Raw genomic sequence first — 13,826 nt, 5'->3', positions numbered from 1 at the left:
GTATGGGGGTTGGGGGGATCTGTTGCCGAATTTATCGAAAATGGGATTAAGCCGCTGCGGACTCAATTTCCGGTTTCATTGCTTCGGTTTCAGCCATTGCCCGATCCGTAGCCGCTTTTGCTGCCAAATATTCGGCTAACTGGCTTTCGATTTGCTGACGCACCAGGTCACGATAATCATAAAAATGTTCAAAGTGAGCGCAAACCGTCAAATAATGATCCCAAACCCGAGGATTCTGCTTAAAAATGTTATACAGATAAATCCAAAACTTACTGCGAGTTTCCCGCACCACTCCTTGACGCCAAAACAGAATCAATAAAGCGCGAATCGTCGTCCAGCTAACTAACTTCCGCCGTTGCACCCGATTTCTCGGTGCGCCTAACATTAGAAAATGACGATAAGTGCGGTCTAAAAATTGCATTGGCTCGTAAATTTTCCAAAAGGCGTCAATATATTCGCGAGCAATATCTTCAATCGGTCGAGTAGGGACAAAGTTCATCAAAGTTGTCTGGTTGCCAGCCGCTTGTTGGTTGAGCATACGTCCTTCCTTCGTCAGACGATGCCACAGGGCTGTATCTGGCAGCGCTTGCAACATACTAAACATGGCAATAGGGATGGAAGTTTGCTGGACAAACCGGGCTACGCGATCGCCTGCCCCTGGTTTTTCCCCATCAAAACCAATAATAAACCCAGCCATCACCCGCAACCCAGCGCGAATAATCTTCTCCACCGAATCGCTCAGAGAATCGCGAGTATTTTGGAACTTCTTAGTTAGAGTTAAACTAGCTTCATCGGGAGTTTCAATTCCCAAAAATACCGCAATAAAATTGCAGTCAACCATCATTTCCATCAACTCTGGATCGTTAGCCAAATCCACCGAAGCTTCTGTATGAAACTTGAAATGATAATTATGTGCTTCTTGCCATTTCTTTAACTCTTTTAGCAATAACTTAACATTGCGTTTATTGCCAATAAAATTGTCATCTACCAAGAAAATACTTTGGTCAAAGCCCAACTCATAAAGGCGGTCTAATTCAGCTAACAACTGCTCTGGAGTTTTCGTCCGGGGTTTGCGCCCATAAAGCACAATAATATCGCAGAATTCGCATTGGAATGGGCAACCGCGAGAAAACTGAATCGCCATTGAATCATAAGCATCTTTATCCACCAATTCAAACCGAGGAATTGGGGTAGAGGTGACATCGGGTTTTTCTCCATTCGCCCGAAAAACCCCACGAGTTTCGCCGCGTTCTAGGGCTGCCACAAACATGGGCAGGGTAATTTCCCCTTCATCCAAAATTAAATAATCCACCCCAGCTTCTTCCGGTTCATGGGGTAATGCCGTGGCATAAGGCCCACCCACAGCCACAGGTTTGCCTCGGCGTTTGGCTTCCCGAATTTGCGCCAATAAATCCTCTTTTTGGACAATCATTCCAGACAGAATCACCAGTTCCGCCCAATCCCAATCTGCTTCGGTGGTTTCCTGAATATTGCGATCGACTAATTTATATTCCCATTCATCAGGAAGAATGGCGGCGACCGTAATCAAACCCAGAGGAGGTAGCAGGGCTTTACGACCAACTAACTCTAGACTTTTTTCAAATGACCAGAAACTTTTCGGAAATCGAGGATAAATCAGTAAAACTCGCATATATGTTCTCTGTGAAACAACACTTGTAATCAATTACTAAACTAGGATATATTGTCCAGGCTTTATCGGTTGATTCTGCGGGGAGTTTAGTTTCCTGGCGAAGCATTCGCGCATAAACTTTTCGGCTTAGGTTTAGAGATAAATCCGCGAATGCTTCGCCCCTACAGGCTGATTTACACAATCGGGATGATCCTACTAAGGCAAAATCATTTCCAAGGACAAAGCCATTGTCAACTTCCTAGTTTAGTTTTCCTCAAAATCGCGTGAAGTCATCATTGGTTGCACCATTCTCTCTAAAACAAAGGCAATAGTTCCATCATATCTCAAAGAATATTTTAATCAGAAACCTCCAGCAATTTTTGAACATTATAACTTTTGACGATAATATAACGTAGCAGCACAATTGGCAGCTTTATGGGGTGGACTGAGTAGGCTGAGTAGGCTGAGTAGACTGAGTAGGCTGAGTGGACTGAGTAGCGGACAAGGCTAGGGCATCCGCAGCCGATCGCCCTTCTCCAGAAATGCCGAAATGCCAGAGCACTGCTGCCGCTTCAGCGCGAGTCACCGTCTTTTGGGGCTGAAACAAGGTGGTATAACCAAAAGCGCGGCGAATATTGGCCAAATCGCCATTTTGGTGATCGGCCAAAACTGCCCGCAGCGCCCTCGGATCAATTTTACTGGTGTCTTGAAAACCCCACGTTTCCTTAACTGTATCCACGGAAGCGGTGGGAAGCGATCGCCGAATATCCAGAGGAACTTTCCACAGGATCAAATCTTGCCTAGTCAGGGGTTGGTCGGGGCTAAAAGTCACCGTGGTGGTTTCCCCAGCCAAAGAACTGGGAATAATTCCCGCTTCCGCTAACCCTTGAATCACCGGAAAATCCGGGTCACTGATGGGCACATCTTGAAAAGCTGGTTGAGCATTAGTAGTCGCTACACGAATTTGTTTACTCGGTTGGTTGGCATAAATTTTATTATTCGCCAACATCAGCCATTGGGCGTATTGACGACGAGTAATAACTTTATTCGGTTCTAAGACCTTACCATTCTGTCTATTGATTTCTTTACTGACGGGCATTTGCAACACCCCTAGTTTACTCAAGTCTTGGATATATGAGCGTAACGGTTCGGGGGCTTGGTCAAGATCGGTAGAAATCGCGGTTTCTGTAGTTTCTGCGGTTTGTGGTGCAGTGGATGCGATCGTCTCAGGGGTGGTTTCTGGGGTAGTTGCCACCCCATCCGAGTCAAGACGATGGTAAGAAATCAGATATTGTGTCGGTAAAGGGGTGGGACTTTGGGGATTAGATGCTGCGGCATCGGGCTTTTGAACTATGGAAAAAGTGACTTCTAGATTCTCTTGACGAGCGATGATTTTATCTCCCTGAATATCCGGTTGACTATCGGTGGATGCCCCAACCAACTGCCAATTATTTTTTTGCAACTCCGATTGCCAAAAAGTCCTCACCTGTTCGGGACTATCACCAGTCTGCCAACGGGTAGAGACGATCTGCCCGGTTTTTGGCGGTGTGGTAACCGACGGCGTTTCCGTAGCTGCTTGGAGTTGTTCGGTTTCCACTGCCAGCAGTTTTGCCCCTGGATATAAAGGAATCTCAAAGGGGAAATCCTGGGGTAATGCCACGGTTGGGGCCGGAGTGGGAGTGGTTGGTTGGACGAGATCGGGCTGATTCTCTTTCAGTTGCGGATCCGCTTCTAATGAACGTTGTAGTGATTCGCCTGCCGGACTATTCGCACAAGAGGTCAGAAGCATTAAGAGTACAATCGTGGAAATGAGCGATTTGCTTTCGCGATCGCCAAGGCGGAATCGCAAACAGGATAGGTTAGGCAGCATCACATTCATATTTAAGCAATGATCGTTGTCAATTTTAAATGAATTAGATGGGCTTCGGAGCAAAATCATCTGCGATCGCCCAGAAATTCCCACCCAAGGGACAATTTTTGGGATTCCCAGGGGAAATTGGAGGTACTTGGAGGTACATTGAATGATCGAACCGAATTTTCAAGCAATGAGCCAAAAAGAATTGCAGAAATATATGCTGGCTCATCGAGACAGTCAAGAGGCATTTTATGCTTATATAGACAGGTTACATCAAGAAGGAAACTGGGTGGAGATGCCGCCAGTGGATTCGGTTGAGGATTTAGAACAATATCCAGAATTTACCGCCCGATTTCGTAAAGACTCTCTCCCCAAAAATCAAGGATAGTTTTTTCCCCCGAAAAAAAACCGGGTTTGTGTCGTGGATATGTAAGGGCGGGATTCACACCAATGGTTTGAATCCCGCCCTTACTCTGAGTTACAAAAAACCCGGTTTCAAGGGTTGCCAAATTGGGATAAAACATTGACTAAAAATTGGCAATGTTCTAACTCGTGAGTAGCCATAACGGTAATGCGAATTCGGCTAGTCGGCACCGTGGGGGGACGCACCGCCGCCGCCCAAATTCCCGCCGCTTTTAGTTCGCTTCCGGCGGCTAAAACTGCGGCCGCATCAGACATTTGCAGGGCAAAAATTGGCGACTGAGAGGGCAGGATTTTCCAGCAAGATGGCAGTTTGGTGGCAAATTCTTGTTGCAAATAGGCGATATTTTGCCAAAGTTTTTGCCGTCTTTCCGGTTCAGCGCGAATAATGGCGATCGCTTCCAAAGCGGCAGCCGTATCCCCAGGGGATAACCCGGTAGTATAAATCCAACTGGGGGCGCGGTTCCGCAAAAAGTCGATTAAACTGGCACTTCCGGCAATATAACCGCCCAAACTGCCCAAAGCTTTACTTAAAGTCCCCATTTGAATTAAAGGTTTGCCCGTGCAGCCAAAGTGTTCTACAGCCCCCGACCCAGTTTCGCCTAAAACTCCCGTACCGTGGGCTTCATCCACTAACACCATACAGTCAAATTCTGCGGCCAAATTTAACAATTCTGGTACTTGACAAATATCCCCATCCATGCTAAAGACGGTATCAGAAAGAATCAGGCAGCGTCGATGTTGATGACGATGTTGTTCTAAGAGGGTTTTTAACTCTTCTATTTGGTTATGGGAATATTCTTTGAATGTGGCGCCGCTGAGAATGGCACCATTTTTTAAACAAGAGTGATTATATCGATCGCCGAGGATTAAATCTCGTTGCCCAACTAAAGCAGCGATCGCGCCAATATTCGCCAAATAACCAGAAGAAAATACGATCGCCGCATCGGTTTGTTTCCAGTCGGCGATCGCTTCTTCTAACTGCTGGTGTAGGGGTCGATTTCCCGTAATTAAACGCGACCCCGTAGCCCCAGTCCCATAAGTTTGGGTGGCTTTAATTGCGGCTTGAATTAGGCGATCGTCCCCCGCTAAACCGAGATAATCATTACTGGCAAAATTCATCAGTTTTCTGCCTTCTACTTGTACCAATGACCCCGGCAAACTTTCTATAGTTTGGGGCGATCGATGCCAGTTAGCCCGGTGAATTGCTGAGAGAGATTTTTCTATCCAACTATATGGTTTGTCAGGATTCATAGATTAGACTTAGGCAATTTTAGGGCAAAGCATTCGCGGATAAATTTCTGATTTTAACCGAAAAATTATCGGAGCGAATGCTTTGCCCCTACAAAATTGGCATCTTTTGAGGCAGATTCGACGAGAATTGGATCGATCGTTTGGCTGCGATCGCGCTGGAGAAACTCATCTAACAGGTTAAAGAAATAATCAAAAGCTGCTTTTTCGTCGATACAGGTCAGCAAAATAATTTTATCCCACCCATTAACCGTATGAATGGATAAGCGATTTTGCAGCCAGGGTTGAAAGTTTTTGTAAAAGTCACTTTCTGCTTCCGTGTTAGTAATGCCCATTTCTGACCGAGCAAATCGATAGCCAAGAATGAACATTCTTAAATGAGTAATCGAACTCGTTCCCAGGTAAAGTGCCGGTTTTATCTTGATTTTATCCAGTAGATTAAATAATGTACTCATCTTTTTTTCCATACAATTAATTAAATCCCTAAAACTCCGAAATCACTTCAACATCAAATTCATTAGATAATGAGGTAAAATCTTTAATCCAATCATCGGGCAAAAGTCCCTCTGTAGAAAGATTATCAAAGATTTTGCCAAACACTTCGACTCCATAATGAACGCCATTTTCCGTAATAGTTTCCGTACAACCGATTTTTTCTAGTCGTTCGCTGAGAATAAAGTCTTCATAATCGGATCGAGTCGAGAGTCGCCAAATTTTTCCTGGGATTCCACGTTGTTTAAGCCATACTGTGAGGGTGCGAGCGCATTCCTCACAGTGGAGCAATGGAAATCGGATAACAAGGCGACCGATCGCGGCATAAATTTCCGCGATCTCAGCATCATCAGGACGATTTTTCAGGAAAAACACCTCCTTACTTAAAGAACGGCTTCATTGTAACTTTTTATCCACCGCATCTTCGCTTCCGGCCACGCCAATTCTTATCTTATAACTGTTCTTCTTTTGCGGCTTTACCTTGACTAGGGCGCAAGCGTTCTACTAAGCCCATTTCAAAGGCAATATCTGGTAACTGTTCCACCGGATAAGTTCCCGGGGCAAACATTTGGGTTGAAGTAAAACAAGGTTGTCTTAATTCCACAATTTCATTCGGGGCAAAAATAGCTCTGGATAATCTTTTTTCAATTCCCATAATTAACTTTTTCCTGTGATTTGTTTCTGTGATTTGTTTACAGCGGTTTTCAGATTACTGAACCACGCTAGGGCGAAGCATGACCGGATTCAGATTAATATTTTCATCAATAATTTGTCTGCGGTCATGCTTCGCCCCTACAGGTATTTGTGGTTTACTCGCGGAGAAAATTGCGCTCTTGCGATCGCCACAAAATCCGGCGAAAACGTCATTTCCTCACATTGTACCAAGGTTTGACCCCACCCCAGGGCGATCGCATTGCGGATCCAGAGACGGGAATCGCTTTGCGGAGGCAATATCCCCTCCGTACCCCCTGAGTTTTGTAAAGTTTTCGTGGACTTTGTGTGCAGATACGTCAACCAAAGAGTAGTCAGGCTACAATCAAAGCATTGTCCAAGTAAATACGGAGGCGGAGAAACCGGGTTGCGGCGGAGAAACCGGGTTTCTGCGACAACCTATGCTTGATACCGAGAATTTGATTAAGAAACCCGGTTTCTGAGTTCTTTCTAAGTTTATCCCGACTAACAAATAAATTTTATTTATATGAAGAAAAAATTTCCGGGTTTACCCGCACAATTAATTATCGAAAGTTTGGCCGTGGTTTTGCTCGGACAAACACTTTATAGTATTCCCACCAACGCCCAAATTATCCCCGATCGCAGCTTGCGAAATAATTCTGTAGCCATACCCGAAGGAAATACCATCAAAATCGAAGGGGGAACCACCACTGGTGACAGTTTATTTCATAGTTTTCAGGACTTTTCTGTGCCTACGGGGACGGAAGCTTTTTTTAACAATTATTTAACAATTGAAAATATCTTTAGTCGAGTGACAGGGGACAATGTTTCTAATATTGATGGCATAGTTAAAGCCAACGGCAACGCTAACTTATTTTTACTCAATCCGAATGGGATTTTGTTTGGGCGAAATGCTCAATTAGCCATTGGCGGATCTTTTATCGCCTCTACCGCGCAGCAGATAAATTTTAACAATGGTAATTTTTTTAGTGCCACTCAAAAAAATGATGCGCCATTATTAACCATTAATCTACCCATAGGATTGCAATTTGCCACCAGTCCGGGGTCACTCACCTTGCAAGGTTCAACCCTACAGGTCAACCCCGGACAAAGTTTAACCCTGGTGGGTGGTGATGTGAACCTCAATGGGGGGCAACTTTTGGCCAGCGATGGCCAAATTGCGATCGCTTCTCTAGGAAATAATGGCGAAGTTCCGTTAAATTCCGCCTTGGGTTTAGGGCAAATTTCCCCAGAAATAACCAGGGGAAATATTACTCTAGGAAATCGCAGTTTAATTAATGTTTCTGGTATCAATCAAGGTATCAATATTGATGTAGGCAATTTAACCGTCACTGGGGGCAGTCGCATCCAAAGTACCATTAACCAAAACGGCAAAGCGGGGGATATTGCGATTAATGCTACTGGGGCGATCGACATTTCTGGATTTACTCCAGATGGACTATTTAGCGGCATTTTATCCAAAACAGAAACCGCAGGAACCGGGGGCAATATTATCATTAATAATCCTGCGGGAAATGTCACCTTAGCCAACCGAGGCTTTATCGCTGCCGTCACCAACAGTCCGAACAATGGCGGACAAATTCAGATTAATGTAAATAATCTCGCGATCGCAACTGGGGGGCAAATTATCACCGCCACCACTGCCCCCGGAAATGCCGGAGATATTACAATTAATGCCACCGAAAGCGTCCAGTTGTCTGGCAGCAGCCCAAATTTTCTCCCCAATCCTTTGGCGAAGATTTCCGCATTTGATTTAAACCTATTAGAATTTATCACCCAACCGAATCCTGATGTAGAAGCATCTGGATCTAATGGTATTCCTTATACCTCAATTCAGCGAACTCCCGCACAAATCATCGCCGGGACAACGGTACTTGCTGACCCTACAGAATCATTTGATTATTATAAATTTTCTATTACTCAAGCTAATTCTCAAGGCATATTTGATATTGATGCCGCCAAAAAATCTGGCCCCGGAGATGTAGAAACTCAGATATTTTTATATAACTTAGCCACGGCACACTTACTCTATACCAATGATGATTCCCCGACGACCAGTGGGGCGGGGGGTAGCAGCGAACAACATGATGCTTATTTAAACGTCACCTTTGACCAACCGGGAATTTATCTGCTGGGAGTGGCGGAATTAGATTCTTTTGCCGCTACCGGATCGCCGATTAGTGGCAATAGGTTAGATGTAGGTGATACTTATACCTTACAAGTTTCCTTACAAAACCGAGGCAGCGAAGCTGTCACCGTGGCGGAAACTATGATTAATCCCGATAACTTTAATCCTAACCGAGGGGCGAATAGTGGTTTATTTTCCGAGTCCGGTGGCATTGGATCGGGGGGCAATATTACGATTAATACGGGGAAATTAATTGTCTCCGATCGCGCCGACATTTCTATTAATGCCTTGGATATGGGACGGGGCGGCAATTTACTGGTCAATGCCAGAGATATTGTGGCAATTAAAGATGCGGAAGTTTCCAGCATTACTCGCGGGACGGGGAATGCGGGAAATTTAATTTTTAATACGGGAAAACTCACCCTGGAAAATGAAGGCATTCTGAATACTTCCACCTTTGGTGCCGGAAATGCCGGAGATGTGACGATTAACGCCACCGATACGGTAGAAGCTTTTGGGGTCAATGACGTGGGCCGATTTAGCGTGATTAGAAGTGAAGCCCTCGAAGGCAGTACCGGCAATGGGGGAAATGTGAATATTACCGCTAGAGGCTTGAGTTTACGGGATGGGGGTCGGATTCTCAGCACCGCCAAAAGTGATGCCCCAGCGAATAGCGGTTCGATTACCGTGCAAACTTCGGACTTTGTGGAAATCATCGGCGCCGACCTAGAAGGATCTGCCAGTCGCTTGCGTACCAACGCTTATTTAGAAGGTGGCAGTGCCAATGCGGGAGATATTTTAATTGAAACCGGGCGGTTAGTGTTTGCTAATGGCGGCAAAATCGAAAGTAGTACCTTTGGGTCAGGTCATGCAGGAAATGTCACTTTAAAAGCTTCAGAATCTATTGAAATGACTGGCTTAGATCCCGTAGAATCCGATCCGGGTTTTGTGGCTTCTAGCACTTTTGCTAATGGCAATGCAGGGACAATTACCATAGAAACAGGTGGGTCATTGACTTTAACCGATGGGAGTCAATTTACTGCCAATACCAGTGGATCGGGTAATGCCGGAGATGTGATTGTCCGAGCCAAATTAATTGAATTAATTGGTGTATCAGAAAATGGCAGCAGTGGGTTATTTGCTAGTGCTTTTGATGAAACGGAAGATGGCAGCGGCACCGGCAAGGGCGGGGATGTGATTCTCAATACGAACCAGTTAATTATCCGCGATCGCGCGGCAATTTCTGCCAGTAATTTTGCCAGTTACGCCCCATTGTCTCCGGGAAAAGGTCCGGCGGGAAATGTGGAAATTACCGCCAGAGAAATTCTGTTAGATAATCAAGGGATTATTAGCACTACTGCCGCTGCGGGCGATCGCGGGAATATATTTATTTCGTCGGGAGATATTCAATTAAGAAATAACAGTAATATTACCGCCAGCGCTTTTGGGGAAGCAACTGGCGGTAATATTACTCTGAATAATGATAATTTAATTGCTCTAGAAAATAGTGATATTTCTGCCAATGCAGAACAAAGTTTTGGCGGGCGAATTGTGATTAATGCTAACGGTATTTTTGGCACGGATTTTCGAGATATTAATACTCCCTTTAGCGATATCACCGCTTCCTCGGATTTAGGGGCAGAATTTAGCGGCACCGTTAAGTTAAATACCCCTGATGTTGACCCCGCATCAGGGTTAGTTGCATTAGAAAATAATGTGATTTCACTGAGTAATTTAATTGCTGATACTTGTGATGCCTCTGCTGGCAGTAGTTTCTATGTCATCGGTCGGGGGGGATTGCCTCCAAACCCTGATGCATGGCTGGGTAGCGATACAGTTTGGATCGATCCACGGATTGATGACCGGGCTAATTATTCCGCATCAATTGAACCGTCAGAGGCGATCGACAATCAACGGATTGTAGAAGCAACTGGATGGACAGTTGATGCCGATGGTTCGGTGAAATTAATCGCCCAAGCCGCTAATGTTAATTCAGGAAGTCCTTGGGAGCGATTCCGCGAAGCGGATCCCTTACGGGAATCTCCCCAATGTTCCATCTTGCCCCCAATATCACAAAAATAAATTACAGCGGTTTTCTTTCTTACTGAACCAGGGTAGGTCCCGCGCATTCCGTAGGGGCGAAGCATTCCGGTAGTCCATCTAATATTCTAAGCATCTTCTGGGGCGAATGGCCATTCGCCCGTACAAGGGCGAATGGCCATTCGCCCCTACGGAATGCGCGGGCCCGTACATTTAATCTTTTCAGCAATAATTTGTCTGCCGGAATGCTTCGCCCCTACAAAAATTTGTGGTTTACTCTACAGAAAATTGCTGTAGGACTGACCCACTGACAGGGTAGGGGCGCGGGGCGACCACGGGCGATCGGGGCAACCACTGCCACGGAAGAGGCCCTACAAGCGCCCGCCCCCAACTTAGGGCGTTTTCCCAGGGTTCAAGGGCGCAAGCATTGCGCCCCTACAACAACCACAGGGATGGCAATGCCTTCCTTACTCTATTCTCTTTCCTGTATTCTCTTTCCTCTGGTAAGGTAGAACAAAGCAACGTGGCCTTACAGCAATTTTCTGCTGAATAAACCACAAATACCTGTAGGGGCGAAGCATTCCGGCAGTGTAGGGGCGAATGGCCATTCGCCCCTACAATAATAAATTAAATACCGCTTGGGCTTCGCCCTAGGGTGGTTCACTAAGAAAGAAAACCGCTGTAAGCCACGCCCGCTAAATACTATGCTGATTGATATAGTAGCGAAATAATTCTCTAAAAAACTCTAAATTCATGTTTGACGCACTTGCTGAACGCCTAGAAGGGGCATGGAAGAAACTACGGGGTCAAGATAAAATCTCCCAGTCAAATATTCAAGAAGCTTTAAAAGAGGTCAGACGGGCCCTCTTAGAAGCAGATGTCAACCTCCAGGTTGTCAAAAACTTTATCGCTGAGGTAGAAACCAAAGCCCAAGGTGCGGAAGTCATTGCCGGGGTTCGACCGGATCAGCAGTTCATCAAAATTGTCTATGATGAACTCGTCCGAGTCATGGGGGAAAGCAACGTCCCCCTAGCCAAGGCAGACACCGCTCCCACTATTGTCCTGATGGCTGGGTTACAGGGAACCGGGAAAACCACTGCCACGGCCAAACTTGCTTTACTTTTACGCAAGCAAAAACGCAGCACCTTAATGGTGGCCACCGACATCTATCGACCGGCAGCCATTGACCAGCTAATTGCCCTGGGTAAACAAATCAATATTCCCGTCTTTCAACTCGGTACTGATGCGGATCCCGTGGAAATTGCCCGTCAAGGGATTGCTCATGCCAAGGAAATTGGCGTAGATACGGTGATTATTGATACCGCCGGTCGTCTCCAAATTGACGAGGAGATGATGGCTGAGTTATTGCGGATTAAACAAACCGTTCAACCGCACGAAACCCTGCTGGTGGTAGACGCCATGACCGGGCAGGAAGCAGCGAACCTGACTCGGACATTCCACGATCAAATTGGCATTACCGGCGCGATCCTGACCAAAATGGATGGGGATAGCCGAGGTGGTGCGGCGTTGTCGGTACGGCGGATTTCTGGGGCGCCGATTAAGTTTGTTGGGGTTGGGGAAAAAGTCGAAGCCCTGCAACCGTTTTATCCAGACCGGATGGCTTCCCGCATTCTGGGTATGGGAGATGTGCTGACTTTGGTGGAAAAAGCCGCCGAAGAAGTGGATCTCGCTGATGTCGAGAAGATGCAGAAAAAAATTCTCGCCGCTCAGTTTGACTTCACTGACTTTCTCAAGCAGATGCGGTTGATGAAAAATATGGGTTCTCTGACCGGGGTGCTGAAACTGATTCCGGGGATGAATAAGCTTACGGACGATCAGTTGGAAAAGGGAGAAACTCAGTTAAAGCGCTGTGAGGCGATGATTAATTCCATGACCCAGGAAGAACGCCGAAATCCCGATTTATTGGCTTCTTCCCCTTCCCGGAGACGGCGCATTGCCAAAGGATCCGGTTATCAGGAAAAAGATGTCAGCAAGCTGGTGACAGATTTTACTAGGATGCGGGCGATGATGCAGCAGATGGGTCAGGGGCAATTTGGCGGCATGGGTATGCCCGGAATGCCCGGAATGCCGGGAATGCCCGGAATGATGGGCGGGCCAGGTGCGCCACCATCCGGCTGGCGTGGCTATGCTGGCGGTGGGGATCAGAAGAAAAAGAAAAAGAAGCCAAAAAAGGGCTTTGGTACGCTATAATAGTCGATTGTGCTTTGTTCTTGACGATCAGGATCTTCCCAGAGTGTAATTGGTGAAAAATTTGTGATGTATTACCGAGAATTTTAGCTTTCAGCGAAGAATAGTCCAGAAGAACTGTTGCATCAAGAACAAATCGCTTAAAATTATTCAGGAGGAATATACTCTTAGCAAGATGATCAAACTGCGATTAAAGAGATACGGAAAAAAACGGGAAGCCAGCTATCGGATCGTGGCCGCACAAAGTACCAGTCGCCGCGATGGTCGTCCTCTGGAAGAATTGGGATTTTATAATCCCAGAACCGATGAGACTCTCTTAGATGTTCCGGGACTTGTCAGACGACTCCAGCAGGGTGCTCAACCTACAGATACAGTGCGTCGCATTCTAGAAAAAGCGAATGTCTTTGAACAAGTCAAAGCCAGTTCCAGTGTCCAAGCCTAAGAACCCAGTGGAAGTGGTGACTCAAACAATAGAAGATAAGGCTATTCCTGATTATGTAGGCTTGGTAAGGTTTTTATTGGAGCCTTTATTAGAGTCGGCAGAGTCTTTGCGCGTGGATTGCGAAAAGTCCGCCAGTAAACCAAAGGTCTGGATTCGGATGTCTTTTGAAGATCCGGAGAAGGGGCGCGTTTTTGGTCGCGGTGGCCGAAATATTCAGGCCATTCGCACTGTGTTGGCGGCAGCGGCTGAAACGGTGGGCGAGTCTATTTATTTAGATATTTATGGCAGTGGGTCAGGCGATCGCGATCGCGATCATTCATCTGATCGCTCATTTGAGCATTCATCGGATGAGCGATCGGAGCGCAGAAAATCCCCGCCCTCAACCCCCCGCGCCAAGCTGCCGAAACCTGCGCCAAGAGACAAATGAGAGGTTGATAGGAGAGAGAAAAGAGCAGAGAGGATAGAGAATAAACATAACCATACTCTTTAATCTTTACTCTTTACTCTTTACTCTTTACTCTCTACTCTTTTCTCTTGACTCTAAATTGCTGATTTTTCAGTCCCCATCCCTATTAATCCCATCTATTGAATCGACGCCTGTGAAGAGTCTTAGCCGACTCTAGGCGTCTTTTTACGTTGCGGGTTGCAGAAACCCGGTTTCTGCGGT

12 protein-coding genes are annotated in these 13,826 nt (G+C 46.1%); 5 read left to right on the top strand and 7 right to left on the bottom strand.

Annotation, left to right across the window (positions count from 1 at the left end; genetic code table 11):
• Positions 1–46: 46 nt before the first annotated feature.
• Together ABWT76_RS01915 and ABWT76_RS01910 are read right to left on the bottom strand one after the other, a co-directional pair.
• On the bottom strand, positions 47–1,651 hold the full coding sequence (locus ABWT76_RS01915) for a B12-binding domain-containing radical SAM protein (RefSeq protein WP_190878005.1): 1,605 nt from the start codon (positions 1,649–1,651) through the stop codon (positions 47–49).
• A 412-nt stretch (positions 1,652–2,063) separates the two neighbouring features.
• Positions 2,064–3,569, bottom strand: a complete 1,506-nt coding sequence (locus tag ABWT76_RS01910; RefSeq protein ID WP_354635560.1) for an S-layer homology domain-containing protein — start codon at positions 3,567–3,569, stop codon at positions 2,064–2,066.
• An 82-nt stretch (positions 3,570–3,651) separates the two neighbouring features.
• Here ABWT76_RS01910 and ABWT76_RS01905 point away from each other — a divergent pair, with 82 nt between their 5' ends.
• Positions 3,652–3,873, top strand: coding sequence for a DUF6887 family protein (locus ABWT76_RS01905; RefSeq protein WP_054465065.1), 222 nt, complete (start codon positions 3,652–3,654; stop codon positions 3,871–3,873).
• A gap of 107 nt (positions 3,874–3,980) precedes the next feature.
• Here the strand turns inward: ABWT76_RS01905 and bioF are convergent, their stop codons facing one another.
• The 5 genes from bioF to ABWT76_RS01880 all read right to left on the bottom strand — a co-directional run bounded on the left by bioF (position 3,981) and on the right by ABWT76_RS01880 (position 6,662).
• On the bottom strand, positions 3,981–5,159 hold the full coding sequence (gene bioF, locus ABWT76_RS01900; RefSeq protein WP_354635559.1) for an 8-amino-7-oxononanoate synthase: 1,179 nt from the start codon (positions 5,157–5,159) through the stop codon (positions 3,981–3,983).
• Between the two features lie 65 nt (positions 5,160–5,224).
• Positions 5,225–5,611, bottom strand: a complete 387-nt coding sequence (locus ABWT76_RS01895) for a hypothetical protein (RefSeq protein ID WP_054465201.1) — start codon at positions 5,609–5,611, stop codon at positions 5,225–5,227.
• A gap of 28 nt (positions 5,612–5,639) precedes the next feature.
• Positions 5,640–6,023: a papain fold toxin domain-containing protein gene (locus ABWT76_RS01890; protein WP_354635558.1), complete on the bottom strand. Its 384-nt coding sequence runs from the start codon at positions 6,021–6,023 to the stop codon at positions 5,640–5,642.
• A gap of 76 nt (positions 6,024–6,099) precedes the next feature.
• Positions 6,100–6,303 (bottom strand): hypothetical protein, encoded by a 204-nt coding sequence (locus ABWT76_RS01885; protein ID WP_054465068.1) that lies wholly within the window; start codon positions 6,301–6,303, stop codon positions 6,100–6,102.
• Between the two features lie 137 nt (positions 6,304–6,440).
• A complete protein-coding gene (locus ABWT76_RS01880; protein WP_354635557.1) occupies positions 6,441–6,662 on the bottom strand; it encodes a hypothetical protein in 222 nt (73 codons plus the stop codon).
• A gap of 184 nt (positions 6,663–6,846) precedes the next feature.
• On the opposite strand from ABWT76_RS01880, the gene ABWT76_RS01875 reads away from it, so the two are divergent.
• From ABWT76_RS01875 to ABWT76_RS01860, 4 genes are all read left to right on the top strand, one after another.
• Complete coding sequence (locus ABWT76_RS01875) at positions 6,847–10,551, top strand: filamentous hemagglutinin N-terminal domain-containing protein (protein WP_354635556.1); 3,705 nt, start codon at positions 6,847–6,849, stop codon at positions 10,549–10,551.
• 711 nt (positions 10,552–11,262) lie between these two features.
• Positions 11,263–12,720, top strand: coding sequence for a signal recognition particle protein (gene ffh / locus ABWT76_RS01870; protein ID WP_054465071.1), 1,458 nt, complete (start codon positions 11,263–11,265; stop codon positions 12,718–12,720).
• Positions 12,721–12,892: 172 nt separating this feature from the next.
• Positions 12,893–13,159: a 30S ribosomal protein S16 gene (gene rpsP / locus ABWT76_RS01865; protein ID WP_054465072.1), complete on the top strand. Its 267-nt coding sequence runs from the start codon at positions 12,893–12,895 to the stop codon at positions 13,157–13,159.
• The gene (locus tag ABWT76_RS01860; protein ID WP_231636632.1) at positions 13,146–13,586 is read left to right on the top strand and encodes a KH domain-containing protein; all 441 of its coding nucleotides are present in this window, start codon (positions 13,146–13,148) and stop codon (positions 13,584–13,586) included. Before rpsP ends, ABWT76_RS01860 begins: the two co-directional genes overlap by 14 nt.
• Positions 13,587–13,826 lie beyond the last annotated feature (240 nt).

It is taken from the genome of Planktothricoides raciborskii GIHE-MW2, assembly GCF_040564635.1.
Taxonomy (GTDB): Bacteria; Cyanobacteriota; Cyanobacteriia; order Cyanobacteriales; family Laspinemataceae; genus Planktothricoides; species Planktothricoides raciborskii.
Note: the sequence above shows the minus strand (reverse complement) of the source record. Positions and strands in the feature narration are given on the sequence as shown.

Coding starts and splice junctions, on each gene's coding strand:
- ABWT76_RS01915 (WP_190878005.1), bottom strand. CDS start 1,651: ATGCGAGTTTTACTGATTTATCCTCGATTTCCGAAAAGTTTCTGGTCA.
- ABWT76_RS01910 (WP_354635560.1), bottom strand. CDS start 3,569: ATGATTTTGCTCCGAAGCCCATCTAATTCATTTAAAATTGACAACGAT.
- ABWT76_RS01905 (WP_054465065.1), top strand. CDS start 3,652: ATGATCGAACCGAATTTTCAAGCAATGAGCCAAAAAGAATTGCAGAAA.
- bioF (WP_354635559.1), bottom strand. CDS start 5,159: ATGAATCCTGACAAACCATATAGTTGGATAGAAAAATCTCTCTCAGCA.
- ABWT76_RS01895 (WP_054465201.1), bottom strand. CDS start 5,611: ATGAGTACATTATTTAATCTACTGGATAAAATCAAGATAAAACCGGCA.
- ABWT76_RS01885 (WP_054465068.1), bottom strand. CDS start 6,303: ATGGGAATTGAAAAAAGATTATCCAGAGCTATTTTTGCCCCGAATGAA.
- ABWT76_RS01875 (WP_354635556.1), top strand. CDS start 6,847: ATGAAGAAAAAATTTCCGGGTTTACCCGCACAATTAATTATCGAAAGT.
- ffh (WP_054465071.1), top strand. CDS start 11,263: ATGTTTGACGCACTTGCTGAACGCCTAGAAGGGGCATGGAAGAAACTA.
- rpsP (WP_054465072.1), top strand. CDS start 12,893: ATGATCAAACTGCGATTAAAGAGATACGGAAAAAAACGGGAAGCCAGC.